Annotated in this window: 12 protein-coding genes and 3 rRNA genes; 13 read left to right on the top strand and 2 right to left on the bottom strand. The window is 64.6% G+C overall.

The window, feature by feature from the left end:
• Positions 1–17: 17 nt before the first annotated feature.
• Entirely contained in the window at positions 18–1994 is a 1977-nt protein-coding gene (locus tag ACU6WZ_RS25995; RefSeq protein WP_447030610.1) for an acetoacetate--CoA ligase, read from the top strand.
• 77 nt (positions 1995–2071) lie between these two features.
• Positions 2072–2971, top strand: a complete 900-nt coding sequence (locus ACU6WZ_RS26000) for a DUF8829 domain-containing protein (RefSeq protein ID WP_447030611.1) — start codon at positions 2072–2074, stop codon at positions 2969–2971.
• 62 nt (positions 2972–3033) lie between these two features.
• Here ACU6WZ_RS26000 and ptsP read toward each other — a convergent pair whose 3' ends face one another.
• The gene (gene ptsP, locus ACU6WZ_RS26005; RefSeq protein ID WP_447030612.1) at positions 3034–4704 is read right to left on the bottom strand and encodes a phosphoenolpyruvate--protein phosphotransferase; all 1671 of its coding nucleotides are present in this window, start codon (positions 4702–4704) and stop codon (positions 3034–3036) included.
• 86 nt (positions 4705–4790) lie between these two features.
• Positions 4791–5240 (bottom strand): PTS sugar transporter subunit IIA, encoded by a 450-nt coding sequence (locus ACU6WZ_RS26010; RefSeq protein ID WP_447030613.1) that lies wholly within the window; start codon positions 5238–5240, stop codon positions 4791–4793.
• Positions 5241–5925: 685 nt separating this feature from the next.
• Between ACU6WZ_RS26010 and ACU6WZ_RS26015 the strand changes: the two genes are divergently transcribed.
• The 11 genes from ACU6WZ_RS26015 to ACU6WZ_RS26065 all read left to right on the top strand — a co-directional run bounded on the left by ACU6WZ_RS26015 (position 5926) and on the right by ACU6WZ_RS26065 (position 18953).
• Positions 5926–7465 (top strand): 16S ribosomal RNA (locus tag ACU6WZ_RS26015).
• Between the two features lie 301 nt (positions 7466–7766).
• Positions 7767–10890: ribosomal RNA gene (locus ACU6WZ_RS26020) — 23S ribosomal RNA — on the top strand.
• A 74-nt stretch (positions 10891–10964) separates the two neighbouring features.
• A 5S ribosomal RNA gene (gene rrf, locus ACU6WZ_RS26025) occupies positions 10965–11081 on the top strand.
• The 16S, 23S and 5S rRNA genes sit together here, the layout of an rRNA operon.
• Before the next feature lie 150 nt (positions 11082–11231).
• The gene (gene clsA, locus ACU6WZ_RS26030; RefSeq protein ID WP_447030614.1) at positions 11232–11840 is read left to right on the top strand and encodes a cardiolipin synthase ClsA; all 609 of its coding nucleotides are present in this window, start codon (positions 11232–11234) and stop codon (positions 11838–11840) included.
• Positions 11841–11953: 113 nt separating this feature from the next.
• Positions 11954–14449: a sugar phosphate nucleotidyltransferase gene (locus tag ACU6WZ_RS26035; protein ID WP_447030615.1), complete on the top strand. Its 2496-nt coding sequence runs from the start codon at positions 11954–11956 to the stop codon at positions 14447–14449.
• Between the two features lie 97 nt (positions 14450–14546).
• Positions 14547–15467 (top strand): DUF881 domain-containing protein, encoded by a 921-nt coding sequence (locus ACU6WZ_RS26040; RefSeq protein WP_447030616.1) that lies wholly within the window; start codon positions 14547–14549, stop codon positions 15465–15467.
• Positions 15464–15796 (top strand): small basic family protein, encoded by a 333-nt coding sequence (locus tag ACU6WZ_RS26045; protein WP_023543062.1) that lies wholly within the window; start codon positions 15464–15466, stop codon positions 15794–15796. The genes ACU6WZ_RS26040 and ACU6WZ_RS26045 overlap by 4 nt, the downstream gene beginning before the upstream one ends.
• Positions 15797–15801: 5 nt before the next feature.
• Complete coding sequence (locus ACU6WZ_RS26050) at positions 15802–16617, top strand: DUF881 domain-containing protein (RefSeq protein ID WP_447030617.1); 816 nt, start codon at positions 15802–15804, stop codon at positions 16615–16617.
• A gap of 85 nt (positions 16618–16702) precedes the next feature.
• A complete protein-coding gene (locus ACU6WZ_RS26055) occupies positions 16703–17659 on the top strand; it encodes an FHA domain-containing protein (RefSeq protein WP_447034260.1) in 957 nt (318 codons plus the stop codon).
• A 17-nt stretch (positions 17660–17676) separates the two neighbouring features.
• Positions 17677–18426: a transcriptional regulator FtsR gene (gene ftsR, locus ACU6WZ_RS26060; RefSeq protein WP_447030618.1), complete on the top strand. Its 750-nt coding sequence runs from the start codon at positions 17677–17679 to the stop codon at positions 18424–18426.
• A gap of 53 nt (positions 18427–18479) precedes the next feature.
• Positions 18480–18953 (top strand): bifunctional nuclease family protein, encoded by a 474-nt coding sequence (locus tag ACU6WZ_RS26065; protein ID WP_006123076.1) that lies wholly within the window; start codon positions 18480–18482, stop codon positions 18951–18953.
• Positions 18954–19030 lie beyond the last annotated feature (77 nt).

Here is a 19030-nt window from a genome sequence, read left to right on the forward strand (position 1 = left end):
GCCCGGGAGCCGCCACCATGTCCTCAGCAGCCAACACCGCGCCCCTCTGGCAGCCGGACGCCGACCGCATCGCCGCCGCCGCTGTCACCCGCTTCCAGAGCTGGGCGAGCGAACGCTACGGAGCCCCGGCCGGCGGCGGATACGCGGCGCTGCACCGCTGGTCGGTCGACGAACTGGACACCTTCTGGGAGGCCGTCGCCGACTGGTTCGACGTGCGCTTCTCCAGCCCGTACGAGACGGCTCTCGCCGAGCGTTCCATGCCGGGCGCCCGGTGGTTCCCGGGAGCCACCCTGAACTACGCGGAACACGCCCTGCGCACGGCCGAGGACCCCGCCCGCGCCGACGACCCCGCACTCATCCACGTCGACGAGACCCATGAGCCCACCGCCGTGAGCTGGTCCGCACTGCGCCGCCAGGTCGGCTCCCTCGCGGCCGAACTGCGCACGCTCGGCGTACGCCCCGGCGACCGCGTCAGCGGCTACCTCCCGAACATCCCCCAAGCAGCCGTCGCGCTCCTCGCCACCGCCGCCGTCGGTGGCGTCTGGACCTCCTGCGCCCCCGACTTCGGCGCCCGCAGCGTCCTCGACCGCTTCCAGCAGGTCGAACCCGTGGTCCTGTTCGCAGTCGACGGATACCGCTACGGCGGCAAGGCGCACGACCGTACCGAAACCGTCGCCGAGCTCCGCCGTGAACTCCCCACCCTGCGCGCCGTCGTACATGTGTCACTGCTCGGCACCGAGGCGCCCGAGGGGGCCTTGGAGTGGTCCGCACTCACCTCCGCCGACATCGCACCGGTTTTCGAGCAGGTGCCCTTCGAACAGCCCCTCTGGGTCCTGTACTCCTCCGGCACCACCGGCCTCCCCAAGGCCATCGTGCAGTCACAGGGCGGCATCCTCCTTGAGCACTTCAAGCAGCTCGGCCTGCACTGCGACCTCGGCCCCGACGACTGCTTTTTCTGGTACACCTCGACGGGCTGGATGATGTGGAACCTCCTCGTCTCCGGCCTGCTCACAGGCACGACGGTCGTCCTGTACGACGGCAGTCCCGGCTATCCCGAGACCGGAGCCCAGTGGGGTGTGGCCGAGCGCACCGGAGCCACCCTGTTCGGCACGTCGGCGGCGTATGTCATGGCCTGCGCGAAGGCCGAGGTCCGCCCCGCCCGCGCATACGATCTCTCCCGCATCAGGTGCGTGGCCACCACTGGCTCGCCGCTGCCCCCGGACGGCTTCCGATGGCTCCACCACGAGGTCGCCTCCGACCTCTGGATCGCGTCCGTCAGCGGCGGCACGGACGTGTGCAGCTGTTTCGCCGGCGCCGTACCGACCCTTCCCGTGCACATCGGAGAGCTCCAGGCTCCCTGCCTGGGCACCGACCTCCAGGCCTGGGACTCGCAGGGCGAGCCTCTCATCGGCGAGGTCGGCGAGCTGGTGGTCACCAACCCCATGCCGTCCATGCCCATCCATTTCTGGAACGACCCCGACGGCAGCCGCTACCACGACAGCTACTTCGACACCTACCCAGGAGTGTGGCGGCACGGCGACTGGATCACTCTCACCGGTCACGGATCGGTGATCATCCACGGCCGCTCCGACTCCACCCTCAATCGCCAGGGTGTCCGCATGGGCTCGGCCGACATCTACGAAGTGGTCGAGCGTCTCCCCGAGATCAGGGAGTCCCTCGTCATCGGCCTTGAAGAGCCTGACGGCGGCTACTGGATGCCACTCTTCGTCCACCTGGTCGACGGCGCCGCACTGGACGAAGCCCTGCGCACCCGCATCAAGCAGGCCATCCGCACCGAGCTTTCCCCCCGACACGTCCCCGACGAGATCATCGAGGTCCCCGGCGTCCCGCACACCCTCACAGGCAAGCGCATCGAGGTCCCCGTCAAGCGCCTCCTCCAGGGCACCGCCCTCGCCGAGGCCGTCAATCCCGGATCGGTGGACAACCTCGGCCTCCTGAGTTTCTACGAAACCCTCGCCCGCTCCCGTCGCTGACGCTCGCCGAGCGGGCGTTGTCAGTGTCACCGGTTACGGTGAGTGAGCAACTATCGACTGCGCGCTCAGGGGGAATCATGGCGCACACCACGTCCACGAAACACCGGAAGAACGGGAGCCTGCGGCGCAGGCTTCGCCGGGAAACACCCAGCACCGTGGGTCTGTTGGCCGACGAGCAGGACTTCGCATCCATGACCGGCTACCGTACGTTCGCCTTCGACGACCACGCGGCCTATCTCCAGGAGATCGAGGGCCTGCTACGAGCCCTGGCGGCCCAGGGGGTGCACACCAGTGTGGCCCTCTTCGACCCCGAGGACTTCGTGGAATTCTGCGAAGCGACGGGGATCGACCCCGATTCGTCTTCGAGCCGTACGCGCTTCACGGCGGAGGTCGCGGTGTGCGGTGCCTCGGTCCCGTACCTGGGCCAGCCCATCGACAGCCTCGTGCCGCTCCTGGTCAACGAAGCGGTGCGCCAGGCGACCTGGGAGTACGCGACCCTGCTCCTGGCCAGGCTGGGGGACTGCGCCGAATGCGGCGAGGGCATCGGGCGTGAAGCCCTTGACCGGGCGTCCCGCCTCGTCACGCGCCTGCTCGAACAGGCCGGCCCAGGCCGCCATCACCTCGTGTGCAGCGTTCCCGCCGAGGACGAACAACTCATCGCTGTGCTCAACGTCGACCGGGCCGCTCACGAACCGATCCGTCTGACGGAGGCCCAGGGCGCCGAGTTCGTTACGGTCCTGGCGGCTGGCATCGCGGTGGAAAGCCCTGGGGGAGTGGTGCTGAGGACCAGCGAACAGGGGGCACCGGACCGGCTGCACGGCTGGAGGCTCCGGCATGGGCGCCTGGTGGCACTGACCGCGGGCGAAGTGTTCAGCGCCTACTGCACGGACGCGGACACCGGCGACCCGGTGTCTCCCGAGCCCGACGTCGAGTACTGCCCCGGCTTCGACATCGAGGAGACCGACACACACCACTGAACAACAGAGGGGCTCCCGGCCACGTGGCCGGGAGCCCCTCGGATCCCACAAGACGGTGTCGACTACTCGCCGGACAGCACCGCCTGCGCGGCCGCCCGCGCTTCGTCCGCCGTGTCGGTGGCACGCGCTGCCGCAGCCGCACGCTCGCACTGAGCGAGGGTGTGCTTGGCCAGCGTCGCCCGCACATAAGGAATCGCCTTGGCGCCCATGGACAGCGAGGTGACACCAAGACCCGTCAGCACACACGCGAGCAGCGGATCAGCCGCAGCCTCGCCACATACGCCGCAACTCTTGCCCTCGGCCTTCGCGGCATCGGCCGACATCGCGACCAGGTCGAGCAGCGCCGGCTGCCACGGGTCCTGGAGCCGTGACACCGCACCGACCTGCCGGTCCGCGGCGAAGGTGTACTGCGCCAGGTCGTTCGTTCCCAGGGAGAGGAACTCGACCTCCTGCAAGATCGAGCGCGCCCGCAGTGCGGCGGACGGGATCTCCACCATCGCGCCGAACTTCGCCTGGAGGCCGGCGGCGCGGCACGCGTCCGCGAACGCCTTGGCGTCCGTGCGGTCGGCGACCATCGGGGCCATGACGTCGAGGTACACGGGCAGACCCTCGACAGCCTTTGCCAAGGCGGTCAGCTGCGTGCGCAGAACGTCGGGGTGGTCCAGCAGCGACCGCAGACCCCGTACACCGAGTGCCGGGTTCGGCTCCTCGGCGGGCGTAAGGAATTCGAGGGGTTTGTCGGCGCCCGCGTCCAGCACCCGTACGACGACCCGGCCCTCGGGGAAAGCCTCCAGAACCGTGCGGTACGCCTCGATCTGCTTGTCCTGTGACGGCGCCTGCTTGCTGTCGTCGAGGAAGAGAAACTCCGTGCGGAACAGACCCACGCCTTCGGCGCCTGCCTCAACGGCGGCCGGTACGTCGGCGGGACCGCCGATGTTGGCGAGCAGCGGCACCTTGTGCCCGTCGGACGTGGCGCCGGGACCGGTCGAAGCGGCCAGCGCCGCTCGGCGTACGGCGGCAGCGGTCTCTAGCTCGGCGCGCTTTTCTGCGCTCGGCTCGACGAAGACGTCACCCGTGCTCCCATCCACGGCGACGACCGTGCCCTCGGCCAGCTCGCCGGCTCCCGGCAGAGCTACCACGGCCGGGACACCGAGTGCCCGCGCGAGAATGGCGCTGTGGCTGGTCGGGCCGCCTTCTTCGGTCACGAAGCCGAGCACGAGCGTGGGGTCGAGAAGCGCCGTGTCGGCGGGAGCGAGATCACGCGCAATGAGGACGTAGGGCTCGTCGCTGTCCGGCACACCCGGCATCGGAACGCCCAGCAGCCGGGCGACGATACGGTTTCGAACGTCGTCGAGGTCCGCCACGCGCCCGGCCAGGTACTCGCCCGCGTTGGCGAGCAGCGCACGGTAGGCGGCGAAAGCGTCGTAGACGCCACGCTCCGCAGTACTGCCGACCGCGATGCGCCGCTCCACATCGGCCATGAGTTCGGGATCCTGCGCCATCATGGCCTGCGCCTCGAGCACGTGCTGTGCTTCGCCACCGGCCAGGTTGCCGCGCGCAATCAGGTCGGCGGCAACAGCTTCCACGGCTTGGCGCGCACGCCCCTGTTCGCGCCCCGCCTCCTCCGCCGGAATCTGCTTCGCCGGCGGTTCGAGAACCGCCGTGCCCATGTGCCGAACCTCGCCGATCGCCACACCGTGGCTCACGCCGACGCCTCGCAGCGTTGTCTCCATTTCACCGTCTCCGATTGTTGCGGCGGTACTTGTCCTGCCCACCGCGATGAATGTCGTACTCGCGGAGCGCTCCAGCGGCGCAGGCGTCAATGCCAGCTGAAGAGTGCGTCGCCGGCCTTCACGTCACCGTCTTCCATGAGTCCGGCGAGGGAATCGGCGGTGGCTTCGAGGGCGACGACCGGGCAGATCGCGGACTTGCCGGCCGCTTCGACGGCCGCCGGGTTCCACCGCACGACCGCCTGGCCGCGCGAGACCGTGTCCCCCTTGTTGACGAGGAGCTCGAAGCCTTCACCGTTGAGCTGCACCGTGTCGATGCCCAGGTGGGTCAGCACTCCATGGCCCTCACCGTCGACGACGACGAAAGCGTGCGGGTGGAGGGAGACGATCACACCGTCTACGGGAGCCACCGCGTCCGACGGCTCACGTACGGGATCGATCGCGGTGCCGGGGCCGACCATCGCACCGGAGAACACCGGGTCGGGGACTGCGGCGAGTCCGATGGCGCGTCCAGCAAGAGGGGACGTCACGCTGGTCATGGGGGAGCCTCCCAGGGGTGGAGATTCGTGAGCCGCCGTCACAACCTGTCCAGGACGGCGTACTGTTCAGAAGGGTAAGTCATAAGAAGTCCCGGTTCTGCATGAGAGCAGCCGCTTGAGCCGCCACCAGGTAGGTCCGGAGCGATTCGAAGGCGATTTGCCCCGCCCGCCGGAGCGCTGTACTGTCGTACTCCTGCCTGACGCCGAACGCACTTCGTTGCGGGTGCCGTCGGCAGCGTCTATCAAACCCAAACCTTATCCAGATCTGAATTCTGCATGTTTGCAGGCTGATGGTCTGAGGGGCGGAAAAGGGCTGATAGAGTTTGGACCGCCGGAAAGGGAAACGCGAAAGCGAAGAACTGGAAAGCACCGAGGAAGTCGGACGCGAAAGCGTCTGATAGAGTCGGAAACACGAAGTACCGAACGATAGCCGCCCGGAGGAAAGCCCGCGAGGGTGAGTACAAAGGAAGCGTCCGTTCCTTGAGAACTCAACAGCGTGCCAAAAGTCAACGCCAGATATGTTGATACCCCGGCCCACCTCTGGTGGGTTGGTGGTTCCTTTGAAAAGTCCTGGCCGCCCGTGTGGTGGTCAGGCGAACACAGCGAGGACGCTGAGGACAGCGGGCCATATTCCGGCCCGATCTGTTCCGCTCTAAGTGTGTGTGAGCTCGATTACGAGCAAACATTCATGGAGAGTTTGATCCTGGCTCAGGACGAACGCTGGCGGCGTGCTTAACACATGCAAGTCGAACGATGAAGCCCTTCGGGGTGGATTAGTGGCGAACGGGTGAGTAACACGTGGGCAATCTGCCCTTCACTCTGGGACAAGCCCTGGAAACGGGGTCTAATACCGGATAACACTCTTCCCTGCATGGGGAGGGGTTAAAAGCTCCGGCGGTGAAGGATGAGCCCGCGGCCTATCAGCTTGTTGGTGGGGTAATGGCCTACCAAGGCGACGACGGGTAGCCGGCCTGAGAGGGCGACCGGCCACACTGGGACTGAGACACGGCCCAGACTCCTACGGGAGGCAGCAGTGGGGAATATTGCACAATGGGCGAAAGCCTGATGCAGCGACGCCGCGTGAGGGATGACGGCCTTCGGGTTGTAAACCTCTTTCAGCAGGGAAGAAGCGACTGGGTTTTCCCGGACGTGACGGTACCTGCAGAAGAAGCGCCGGCTAACTACGTGCCAGCAGCCGCGGTAATACGTAGGGCGCAAGCGTTGTCCGGAATTATTGGGCGTAAAGAGCTCGTAGGCGGCTTGTCACGTCGGATGTGAAAGCCCGGGGCTTAACCCCGGGTCTGCATTCGATACGGGCAGGCTAGAGTGTGGTAGGGGAGATCGGAATTCCTGGTGTAGCGGTGAAATGCGCAGATATCAGGAGGAACACCGGTGGCGAAGGCGGATCTCTGGGCCATTACTGACGCTGAGGAGCGAAAGCGTGGGGAGCGAACAGGATTAGATACCCTGGTAGTCCACGCCGTAAACGTTGGGAACTAGGTGTTGGCGACATTCCACGTCGTCGGTGCCGCAGCTAACGCATTAAGTTCCCCGCCTGGGGAGTACGGCCGCAAGGCTAAAACTCAAAGGAATTGACGGGGGCCCGCACAAGCAGCGGAGCATGTGGCTTAATTCGACGCAACGCGAAGAACCTTACCAAGGCTTGACATATACCGGAAACACCTAGAGATAGGTGCCCCCTTGTGGTCGGTATACAGGTGGTGCATGGCTGTCGTCAGCTCGTGTCGTGAGATGTTGGGTTAAGTCCCGCAACGAGCGCAACCCTTGTCCTGTGTTGCCAGCATGCCCTTCGGGGTGATGGGGACTCACAGGAGACCGCCGGGGTCAACTCGGAGGAAGGTGGGGACGACGTCAAGTCATCATGCCCCTTATGTCTTGGGCTGCACACGTGCTACAATGGCCGGTACAATGAGCTGCGATGCCGTGAGGCGGAGCGAATCTCAAAAAGCCGGTCTCAGTTCGGATTGGGGTCTGCAACTCGACCCCATGAAGTCGGAGTTGCTAGTAATCGCAGATCAGCATTGCTGCGGTGAATACGTTCCCGGGCCTTGTACACACCGCCCGTCACGTCACGAAAGTCGGTAACACCCGAAGCCGGTGGCCCAACCCCTTGTGGGAGGGAGCTGTCGAAGGTGGGACTGGCGATTGGGACGAAGTCGTAACAAGGTAGCCGTACCGGAAGGTGCGGCTGGATCACCTCCTTTCTAAGGAGCACTTCTTACCAGGCTTCGGTTTGGTCAGAGGCCAGTTCATCGGCGAACGTCCGGTGCTGGTTGCTCATGGGTGGAACGTTGACTATTCGGCACGGTTGGTTGGGACTGTTAGTACTGCTTCGGCGTGGAACACAGTCTGGATTGGCCGGGTCGGGCACGCTGTTGGGTATCTGAGGGTACGGACTTCGGTCCTTATCTTCGCGATGCCGGCCCCAGTGCACTCGTTCTTCGGAGCGGGGTGATGGGTGGCTGGTCGTTGCTTGAGAACTGCACAGTGGACGCGAGCATCTGTGGGCAAGTTTTTAAGGGCGCACGGTGGATGCCTTGGCACCAGGAACCGATGAAGGACGTGGGAGGCCACGATAGTCCCCGGGGAGCCGTCAACCAGGCTTTGATCCGGGGGTTTCCGAATGGGGAAACCCGGCAGTCGTCATGGGCTGTCACCCATACCTGAACACATAGGGTATGTGGAGGGAACGCGGGGAAGTGAAACATCTCAGTACCCGCAGGAAGAGAAAACAACCGTGATTCCGGGAGTAGTGGCGAGCGAAACCGGATGAGGCCAAACCGTATGCGTGTGATACCCGGCAGGGGTTGCGCATACGGGGTTGTGGGATTGCACTTCAACAGTCTGCCGGCTGTTGGGCGAGTCAGAAACCGTTGGTGTAGGCGAAGGACATGCGAAAGGTCCGGCGTAGAGGGTAAGACCCCCGTAGCTGAAACATCAACGGCTTGCTTGTGCAACACCCAAGTAGCACGGGGCCCGAGAAATCCCGTGTGAATCTGGCGGGACCACCCGTTAAGCCTAAATATTCCCTGGTGACCGATAGCGGATAGTACCGTGAGGGAATGGTGAAAAGTACCGCGGGAGCGGAGTGAAATAGTACCTGAAACCGTGTGCCTACAAGCCGTGGGAGCGTCGCGCATTGAGTTTACTCAGTGCGTCGTGACTGCGTGCCTTTTGAAGAATGAGCCTGCGAGTTAGCGGTGTGTAGCGAGGTTAACCCGTGTGGGGAAGCCGTAGCGAAAGCGAGTCCGAATAGGGCGCATGAGTTGCACGCTCTAGACCCGAAGCGGAGTGATCTAGCCATGGGCAGGTTGAAGCGGAGGTAAGACTTCGTGGAGGACCGAACCCACCAGGGTTGAAAACCTGGGGGATGACCTGTGGTTAGGGGTGAAAGGCCAATCAAACTCCGTGATAGCTGGTTCTCCCCGAAATGCATTTAGGTGCAGCGTCGTGTGTTTCTTGCCGGAGGTAGAGCACTGGATAGGCGATGGGCCCTACCGGGTTACTGACCTTAGCCAAACTCCGAATGCCGGTAAGTGAGAGCGCGGCAGTGAGACTGTGGGGGATAAGCTCCATGGTCGAGAGGGAAACAGCCCAGAGCATCGACTAAGGCCCCTAAGCGTACGCTAAGTGGGAAAGGATGTGGAGTCGCAGAGACAACCAGGAGGTTGGCTTAGAAGCAGCCACCCTTGAAAGAGTGCGTAATAGCTCACTGGTCAAGTGATTCCGCGCCGACAATGTAGCGGGGCTCAAGCGTACCGCCGAAGTCGTGTCATTCACACATATATCCCCAACGGGAGTGTGGATGGGTAGGGGAGCGTCGTGTGCCGGGTGAAGCAGCCGCGGAAGCGAGTTGTGGACGGTTCACGAGTGAGAATGCAGGCATGAGTAGCGATACACACGTGAGAAACGTGTGCGCCGATTGACTAAGGGTTCCTGGGTCAAGCTGATCTGCCCAGGGTAAGTCGGGACCTAAGGCGAGGCCGACAGGCGTAGTCGATGGACAACCGGTTGATATTCCGGTACCCGCTTTGAAACGCCCAGTATCGAATCCGTTGATGCTAAGGCCGTGAAGCCGCCCTGGAGCCTTCGGGCAAAGGGGAGTGGTGGAGCCGCCGGCCCAATGCGGTAGTAGGTAAGCGATGGGGTGACGCAGGAAGGTAGTCCAGCCCGGGCGGTGGTTGTCCCGGGGTAAGGGTGTAGGACGCACGGTAGGTAAATCCGTCGTGCATATAGTCTGAGACCTGATGCCGAGCCGATTGTGGTGAAGTGGATGATCCTATGCTGTCGAGAAAAGCCTCTAGCGAGTTTCATGGCGGCCCGTACCCTAAACCGACTCAGGTGGTCAGGTAGAGAATACCGAGGCGTTCGGGTGAACTATGGTTAAGGAACTCGGCAAAATGCCCCCGTAACTTCGGGAGAAGGGGGGCCATCACTGGTGATCGGATTTACTCCGTGAGCTGGGGGTGGCCGCAGAGACCAGCGAGAAGCGACTGTTTACTAAAAACACAGGTCCGTGCGAAGCCGTAAGGCGATGTATACGGACTGACGCCTGCCCGGTGCTGGAACGTTAAGGGGACCGGTTAGTCATGATTCGTCATGGCGAAGCTGAGAACTTAAGCGCCAGTAAACGGCGGTGGTAACTATAACCATCCTAAGGTAGCGAAATTCCTTGTCGGGTAAGTTCCGACCTGCACGAATGGCGTAACGACTTCTCGACTGTCTCAACCATAGGCCCGGTGAAATTGCACTACGAGTAAAGATGCTCGTTTCGCGCAGAAGGACGGAAAGACCCCGGGACCTTTACTACAGTTTGATATTGGTGTTCGGTTCGGCTTGTGTAGGATAGGTGGGAGACTGTGAAGCATGCACGCCAGTGTGTGTGGAGTCAATCTTGAAATACCACTCTGGTCGTGCTGGATGTCTAACCTCGGTCCGTGATCCGGATCAGGGACAGTGTCTGATGGGTAGTTTAACTGGGGCGGTTGCCTCCTAAAGAGTAACGGAGGCGCCCAAAGGTTCCCTCAGCCTGGTTGGCAATCAGGTGTTGAGTGTAAGTGCACAAGGGAGCTTGACTGTGAGACCGACGGGTCGAGCAGGGACGAAAGTCGGGACTAGTGATCCGGCAGTGGCTTGTGGAAGCGCTGTCGCTCAACGGATAAAAGGTACCCCGGGGATAACAGGCTGATCTTCCCCAAGAGTCCATATCGACGGGATGGTTTGGCACCTCGATGTCGGCTCGTCGCATCCTGGGGCTGGAGTCGGTCCCAAGGGTTGGGCTGTTCGCCCATTAAAGCGGTACGCGAGCTGGGTTTAGAACGTCGTGAGACAGTTCGGTCCCTATCCTCTGCGCGCGTAGGAATATTGAGAAGGGCTGTCCCTAGTACGAGAGGACCGGGACGGACGAACCTCTGGTGTGCCAGTTGTCCTGCCAAGGGCATGGCTGGTTGGCTACGTTCGGAAAGGATAACCGCTGAAAGCATCTAAGCGGGAAGCCTGCTTCGAGATGAGTATTCCCACCAACTAGATTGGTTAAGGCTCCCAGTAGACGACTGGGTTGATAGGCCAGATGTGGAAGCCCGGTAACGGGTGGAGCTGACTGGTACTAATAGGCCGAGGGCTTGTCCTCAGTTGCTCGCGTCCACTGTGTTAGTTCTGAAGTAACGAACTGTGCTGTCACCGGTTTGTGCAACTTCATAGTGTTTCGGTGGTCATAGCGTTAGGGAAACGCCCGGTTACATTTCGAACCCGGAAGCTAAGCCTTTCAGCGCCGATGGTACTGCAGGGGGGACCCTGTGGGAGAGTAGGACGCCGCCGAACAATCATTGTGGGAAAGCCCCGCACCTTATGGTGCGGGGCTTTTCTGCGTTCAGAACCTAGGCCCTCACCCACCCCTGTGCGGGGGCCGGCCGTGGCTGACGGTAAGGTCGAGGGGCATCATCGGCACCGTTCCCCCACAGGAGGCCCCGGGTGGAGGTCCAGGAGACTCGCGTTCAGACGGACCGGGTGCTCACCATCCCGAACATCCTGAGCATGGCTCGTCTTGTCGGCGTGCCCTTGTTCCTGTGGCTGATTCTTCTGCCCGTGTTCGGAGGGCCCAAGAGCGACGGCTGGGCCCTGCTGGTGCTGATGCTCAGTGGTATCAGCGACTATCTGGACGGCATGCTCGCCCGGCGCTGGAACCAGATCAGCAGTCTGGGTCGCCTGCTCGATCCGGCGGCCGACCGGCTGTACATCCTCTCCACGCTGCTGGGGCTGACCTGGCGGGAGATCCTGCCGCTGTGGCTCACTGCCGCCCTATTGGCCCGTGAGCTGATGCTGCTGCTCATGGTCGGCATCCTCCGCAAGCACGGCTATCCGCCGCCGCAGGTGAACTTCCTCGGCAAGGCTGCCACGTTCAACCTCATGTGCGCCTTCCCGCTACTGCTTCTCAGTGACGGAAGCGGCTGGCTGCCGTCACTCGCTGCGATTTTCGGATGGGCGTTCGCCGGATGGGGTACAACACTGTATTGGTGGGCAGGAATCCTCTACGTGGTTCAGGTCCGTCGGCTGGTGAAGGCGGACACCGCGGCCGATTGAGCCCGCCGATCGTGGCGCGCAGCGCCTGGACGTCCGCGCTGGATGCCCTCGCGAGCATTCCCGGACGGGCGAAGTCGGCCAGACCGTCGTCTCTTTAGGAGGACGTTTCCGACATGAAGGCCGTCGTGATGGCTGGCGGCGAAGGCACCCGCCTTCGCCCTATGACCTCGAGCATGCCCAAGCCGCTCCTGCCGGTGGCCAACCGGCCGATCATGGAGCATGTGCTGAGGCTGCTCAAGCGGCATGGGCTCAGTGAGACCGTCGTAACCGTGCAGTTTCTGGCATCGCTCGTCAAGAACTACTTCGGTGACGGCGAAGAGCTCGGAATGGAGCTCACCTATGCCAATGAGGAGAAGCCACTCGGCACTGCCGGCAGTGTGAAGAATGCCGAGGAAGCGCTGAAGGACGATGCCTTCCTCGTCATTTCCGGTGATGCCCTCACCGACTTCGACCTGACCGACTTGATCAGCTTCCACAAGGAGAAGGGCGCACTGGTCACGGTGTGCCTGACGCGGGTCCCGAACCCTCTGGAGTTCGGTATCACGATCGTGGACGACGAGGGCAAGGTCGAGCGGTTCCTGGAGAAGCCCACGTGGGGGCAGGTCTTCTCGGACACCGTCAATACGGGCATCTACGTCATGGAGCCCGAGGTATTCGACTACGTGGAGGCGGACGTCTCCGTCGACTGGTCCGCTGATGTCTTCCCCCAGCTGATGAAGGAAGGCAAGCCGATCTACGGCTACATCGCCGAGGGCTACTGGGAGGACGTCGGCACGCACGAAAGCTACGTCAAGGCCCAGGCTGACGTCCTGGAAGGAAAGGTCGACGTCGATCTCGACGGCTTCGAGATCTCTCCAGGCGTCTGGGTCGCCGAAGGCGCCGAGGTACACCCCGACGCCGTGCTGCGCGGGCCGCTGTACATCGGTGACTACGCCAAGGTCGAAGCCGGTGTGGAAATCCGTGAGCACACCGTCGTGGGGTCCAACGTCGTCGTGAAGAGCGGTGCTTTCCTTCACAGGGCCGTGGTGCACGACAACGTCTACATCGGACAGCACAGCAACCTGCGCGGCTGCGTGATCGGGAAGAACACCGACATCATGCGGGCCGCGCGGATCGAGGACGGCGCCGTCATCGGGGACGAGTGCCTGGTCGGTGAGGAATCCATCGTCCAGGGCAATGTGCGTGTCTACCCGTTCAAGACCATCGAGGCGGGCGCCTTCGTCAACACGTCGGTGATCTGGGAGTCCCGCGGGCAGGCCCACCTCTTCGGTGCACGTGGTGTCTCCGGGATCCTCAACGTCGAGATCACCCCGGAGCTGGCCGTGCGTCTCGCCGGCGCATACGCGACCACGCTCAAGAAGGGTGCCACCGTCACGACCGCGCGGGACCATTCGCGTGGCGCGCGTGCCCTGAAAAGAGCGGTGATCTCCGCGCTCCAGACCAGCGCCATCGACGTACGTGACCTGGAGAACGTGCCGCTGCCTGTGGCGCGCCAGCAGACCGCGCGAGGTAGTGCCGGCGGAATCATGATCCGCACGACACCCGGGGTGCCGGACTCTGTCGACATCATGTTTTTCGACGAGCGCGGTGCTGATCTGTCCCAGGCGGGGCAGCGCAAGCTGGACCGGGTGTTCGCCCGGCAGGAATACCGGCGGGCGTTCCCCGGTGAGATCGGTGATCTGCATTTCCCGGCCAGCGTCTTCGACTCGTACACCGGGTCGCTGCTGCGGAACCTGGACGTCACCGGAATCGCCGACTCCGGGCTCAAGGTGGTCGTCGACGCGTCGAACGGCAGTGCCGGTCTCGTCTTGCCGAGCCTGCTGGGACGGCTCGGGGTCGACGCGCTGACGATCAATCCCGGACTCGACGAGTCCAGGCCCACGGAGACGTCCGACTCGCGCCGCTCGGGGCTGGTGCGACTCGGCGAGATCGTCGCTTCGGCGCGGGCTGCCTTCGGCGTGAGGTTCGACCCGGTGGGCGAGAGGCTGTCGCTCGTCGACGAGCGCGGCCGGATCATCGAGGACGACCGTGCGCTGCTGGTGATGCTCGATCTCGTCGCGGCCGAGAGGCGCAGTGGACGGGTCGCGCTGCCAGTCACCACGACCAGAATCGCCGAACAGGTGGCGGCATACCACGGGACGCAGGTCGAGTGGACGACCACGTCGCCCGACGACCTGACGCGGGTGGGGCGCGAGGAGTCCACGATCTTCGGCGGTGACGGGCGTGGCGGCTTCATCATCCCGGAGTTCAGCAGCGTCTTCGACGGGGCCGCCGCGTTCGTGCGCCTGATCGGCCTGGTGGCCAGGACGCAGCTCACGCTGAGTCAGATCGACTCGCGGATACCGCGAGCCCATGTGCTGCGGCGCGACGTGGCGACACCGTGGGCGGTGAAGGGTCTCGTCATGCGTCGGGTGGTCGAGGCCGCGGGTGATCGTTTCGTGGATACGACCGACGGTGTGCGGGTGGTCGAAGCCGACGGGCGGTGGGTGATGGTGCTGCCCGACCCGGCGGAGGCGGTCACTCATCTGTGGGCCGAGGGACCGGACGACGAATCGGCCCAGGCGCTCCTCGACGAGTGGTCGGCGGTCGTGGACAGCGCAGGTCACTGACGTGTGAACGGAACGCCGGACGGGGTACGAACGCTTCGTCCGGCGTTCCGGTGGGGCCATTCGGCGGTAGCCGCTGCGACGTGCGACGATGTGCGGCATGTCGCAGCAGTCCCCTGATCGGAGCAGGTCCACTCCCTCTCCGCGCCCCGACGCGTCGATGTCGCTGCTGACGAACGTGATGGACCACAGTCTCGACGACGGGTACGCCGAGGCGACAGCCCGTGCGAAGGCCGACGGCAGCGCGGGAATGCCGCGGACGCTGCGGGCGAAGCTCGGGCTGGCTGCCGGCCTGGTCCTGGCGGCGCTGGTGGTGACCGTCGGTGCGGCTGAGGCGCGGATAGCGGCGCCGGTGATCGCCAAGGAGCGCGAAGAACTCATCGATCGGGTCGACGCGGAGACTTCCGCAGCCGACAAGCTGGAGCGGACCGTGGAGGAGCTCCGGGCCGATGTGGCGGAGCGCCAGCGCGAAGCGCTGCAACAGTACGGCGGGGACCGGGGCGGGCTGGTGGCTCTGCTGTCGGGCGCGACGCCGGTGCACGGGCGAGGTGTGAAGCTCGTTGTGGACGATGCCAAGGAAGCTGACGAGGGTGGCGGCGGGCCGCGGGAGAGCAGCAGTTTCGCCGACACGGGTCGGCTGCGGGACCGGGACATGCAACGCATCGTCAACGGCCTGTGGGCCTCGGGCGCCGAGGCTGTGGCCATCAACGGACAGCGGCTGACCTCCCTGTCGGCGATCCGCGCAGCGGGTGACGCCATACTCGTCGACAACAGGCCCCTCGCGCCGCCTTACACGGTGCTGGCGGTGGGGGACGGGCAGCGGCTGAGCACCGACTTCCAGGACAGCGCCGACGGCCAGTACCTGCATGTGCTGAGCGAGAACTACGGCATCAGAAGCAACATCTCCGCGCAGGACGACGTACGGCTTCCTGCCGCGCCGAGCCTGATCGTACGAACCGCAGAGCCGCTGGCCGGGGGCACCGGGACAGGTGCGGCCAACACAGGGAAGGGCACATCGTGATCGCCGTACTGGGCCTCGTCGTGGGAGTCGTGGTCGGGCTGTTGGTCCGGCCCGAGGTACCGGCGGTGGTCGAGCCGTATCTGCCCATTGCCGTGGTCGCGGCGCTGGACGCCGTCTTCGGTGGCCTTCGGGCCATGCTCGACGGGATTTTCGTCGACAAGGTCTTTGTCGTCTCGTTCCTTTCCAATGTCGTCGTGGCTGCACTGATCGTGTTCCTGGGTGACAAGTTGGGTGTCGGCGCGCAGCTGTCGACCGGTGTGGTCGTGGTGTTCGGCATCCGTATCTTCTCCAACGCCGCGGCGATCCGCCGTCACGTGTTCCGGGCGTGAGGCAGATGAGTACAGAGGACAACGCCGGACGCGAAGCCCGCCGCGACGAAGAAGAGACGCAGGCTCAGAAACCGGCCGCTCAGGAACCGGTTCCGCAAAGAGCGGCGACGGGCCGTCAGCGCCTGATCGCAGGGCTCTGGCCGCCGCGGGCCACCCGGGCGCAGCTCATCGTGGCGCTCCTGCTATTCGTACTCGGGCTGGGGCTCGCCATCCAGGTCAGGTCGAACAGTGACGACAGCGCGCTGCGGGGCGCCCGCCAGGAGGACCTGGTGCGCATCCTCGACGAGCTGGACGACCGGACGCAGCGGCTCGAAGACGAGAAGCAGAAGCTCGACGACCAGAAGACGGAGCTGGAGAACAGCTCGGACCAGGCCGAAGAGGCTCGTAAGCAGACTCTCGAGAAGGAGAGACAGCTCGGCGTCCTAGCGGGAACGGTGGCGGCACAGGGGCCGGGGATCACACTGACCATCGCGGACTCGCAGTCCTTGGTGGAGGCCGACATGCTGCTGGACGCCATCCAGGAGCTCCGGGCAGCCGGCGCCGAGGCCATCCAGATCAATGATGTCCGGGTGGTCGCGGACAGCTATTTCTCCGAGGGAGACGGCGGGATAGAGGTGGACGGGGGCAAGATCTCGGCGCCGTACCGCTTTGAGGTGATCGGCAACCCGCAGGATCTTGAACCCGCTCTCAACATCCCCGGCGGTGTGGTGCAGACACTTGAAGAGGAGCAGGCCGTCACCACCGTGGCCCGGTCGGAGAAGATCGTCGTGGATGCCTTGCGACCGGCGGAGCGGCCTGACTACTCTCGGTCGTCACCGTAGTGTGGCCAAGGCGTATGGGAGCGTCGGGACTGGGGCATGAGGTTGCGGGGGGTCGGCGCACCAATGGCGTGGTGCGTGGTGGAAACTGTTGGGTGCATACGGACGTTGTGAAGATGTCCGGTTCGGCAGGTGTGTTCATTCAGGGTTCGTCCTGCCCCACGGGCGGGTCTGTTTCAGTCAAGGGGAATCGCCCGTGAAGTTGTTTGCGAAGTTGTTCGGCAAGAGCGCACGCGAGGACGGTGCACACGGCACCGCGCGCCACCGCGCTCCGCGTGGTGGAGATGCTGACGAGCAGGGCGGGGAGCGCCCGCTCTTCCGGGACGAGGTCGCCGGTCCCGGCGGCGACATTCCGGGCGGTCAGGGCGCGTCGTCCGTTGACCCTGCGGGTCCCGGACGCATAGGTTTCGGGGAGTCGTCAACCTCAGGTACGGGTGGAGGGTTTGCCGCCGATCCGTACGCGTCCCAGGCCCCAGGGGGGCAGCCGCGGCAGGAGGGTCCGTCCATGTCCGCCTTGCCGGTTTGTACGCGGTGCGGTCACCGCAACGCCGAGGACAGCCGTTTCTGCTCGAACTGCGGGGCGCCGCTGAGGGGTGGCGCAGCGGCCGAACGTCCTTCGGAGACGACGTCGACCATCTCGATCTCCGGGCTGGAGGCGTACGAAGCCGAGGCGACGGGCCAGACCGCTGCTCCCTCGCTGTCGCCGGAGGCGCAGGCGGCCGTCGACGCCCTTCCGCTGGGTGCGGCCCTCCTCGTCGTGCGGCGTGGTCCGAACTCGGGCAGTCGCTTCCTGCTGGACGGCGAGCTGACCACGGCCGGAAGGCACCCGCAGAGCGACATTTTTCTCGACGACGTGACTGTGTCGAGGCGGCATGTTGAGTTCCGCCGGGGCGCCGACGGCGGGTTCACCGTCTCGGACGTCGGCAGCCTCAACGGCACCTACGTCAACCGTGAGCGCATCGACGCGCTGGCGCTCTCGAACGGCGACGAGGTGCAGATCGGTAAGTACCGACTGGTCTTCTACGCGAGCCAGCGGGCCATCTGACCCTTACGGGAAGGTCCATGCTGCGAACATCGATGGGCGGTGCCACAGACGGCGCCGCCACCGAGGCCGACCGGCTGGTGAGCATTGGCACCGTGCTGAATCGGCTGCGGGACGAGTTCCCCGAAGTCACCATCTCCAAGATCCGTTTTCTGGAGAGCGAGGGGCTCGTCGAGCCGCAGCGGACGCCGTCCGGATACCGCAAGTTCAGTCCCCTCGACGTCGAGAGACTGGCCCAGGTGCTGCGTATGCAGCGCGATCACTATCTTCCCCTCAAGGTCATTCGCGACCATCTCGACGCGTTGGAGCGCGGCGAGCAGGCGCCGCCACTGCCGGTCGGCGGCGGAACGGGCGAACCACGCGAAGGCGGTGCGCCGGCGAGCGGGGCCGAGCGGCCGACCGCCGCTCGGATCGGCCGCTCGGAGCTTCTGGCGGCCGCCGGAGTGAGCGAGGAGGAGCTCGGCGAGTGGGAGTCGTACGGCCTGATCGTCTCCCTCCCGGAGGGCGGGTACGACGCCGATGCGGTCACGGTGGCCGGGCTGGTGGCCGAATTCGGCAGGTTCGGCCTGGAGCCGAGGCATCTGCGCGGAGTGAAAGCCGCCGCAGACCGCGAGGCGGGCCTGGTCGAGCAGGTGGTTGCTCCGCTGCGCCGGCACCGGAACCCGCAGACCAGAGCCCATGCGGAAGCCACTGCCAAGGAGCTGGCCGAACTGTCCGTAAGGCTCCATTCGGTCCTCATTCAGACTGCACTGGGTGTGCGGCTGCACTGAGCTTGGAGGAGCCCGACTACCCAAACCTGCCAGCCACGTCCTAGGGTTGCTGTGTGAACGAGCTCGACGTCGTAGGTGTCCGGGTGGAAATGCCCTCCAACCAGCCGATCGTGCTCCTGCGTGAAGTGGGAGGCGATCGGTACCTCCCCATCTGGATCGGGCCGGGCGAGGCGACTGCCATCGCCTTCGCCCAGCAGGGCATGGCTCCTGCCAGGCCGCTGACCCATGACCTCTTCAAGGATGTTCTGGAAGCGGTCGGCCAGGAGCTCACCGAAGTGCGCATCACCGACCTTCGGGAAGGGGTCTTCTACGCCGAACTGGTCTTCGCCAGTGGAGTCGAAGTGAGTGCGAGGCCGTCGGATGCCATAGCGCTGGCCCTGCGCACCGGAACGCCGATCTACGGCAGCGACGGTGTGCTGGACGATGCGGGGATCGCGATTCCCGACGAGCAGGAGGACGAGGTGGAGAAGTTCCGCGAGTTCCTCGACCAGATCTCGCCCGAGGACTTCGGGACCAACAGCCAGTGAGCTGTGCGCCGGTCAGTATCCGCGCATTCGGGCACGGTTTCCCCGAAGTGGGGCACGCAAAACCACTCTCAGGGTGA

The organism is Streptomyces hypolithicus, from assembly GCF_052934925.1.

What these genes read in the sequence shown, in the direction of transcription:
- ACU6WZ_RS25995 (WP_447030610.1), top strand. Translation starts at nt 18, where the DNA reads ATGTCCTCAGCAGCCAACACCGCGCCCCTCTGGCAGCCGGACGCCGAC.
- ACU6WZ_RS26000 (WP_447030611.1), top strand. Translation starts at nt 2,072, where the DNA reads ATGGCGCACACCACGTCCACGAAACACCGGAAGAACGGGAGCCTGCGG.
- ptsP (WP_447030612.1), bottom strand. Translation starts at nt 4,704, where the DNA reads ATGGAGACAACGCTGCGAGGCGTCGGCGTGAGCCACGGTGTGGCGATC.
- ACU6WZ_RS26010 (WP_447030613.1), bottom strand. Translation starts at nt 5,240, where the DNA reads ATGACCAGCGTGACGTCCCCTCTTGCTGGACGCGCCATCGGACTCGCC.
- ACU6WZ_RS26035 (WP_447030615.1), top strand. Translation starts at nt 11,954, where the DNA reads ATGAAGGCCGTCGTGATGGCTGGCGGCGAAGGCACCCGCCTTCGCCCT.
- ACU6WZ_RS26040 (WP_447030616.1), top strand. Translation starts at nt 14,547, where the DNA reads ATGTCGCAGCAGTCCCCTGATCGGAGCAGGTCCACTCCCTCTCCGCGC.
- ACU6WZ_RS26050 (WP_447030617.1), top strand. Translation starts at nt 15,802, where the DNA reads ATGAGTACAGAGGACAACGCCGGACGCGAAGCCCGCCGCGACGAAGAA.
- ftsR (WP_447030618.1), top strand. Translation starts at nt 17,677, where the DNA reads ATGCTGCGAACATCGATGGGCGGTGCCACAGACGGCGCCGCCACCGAG.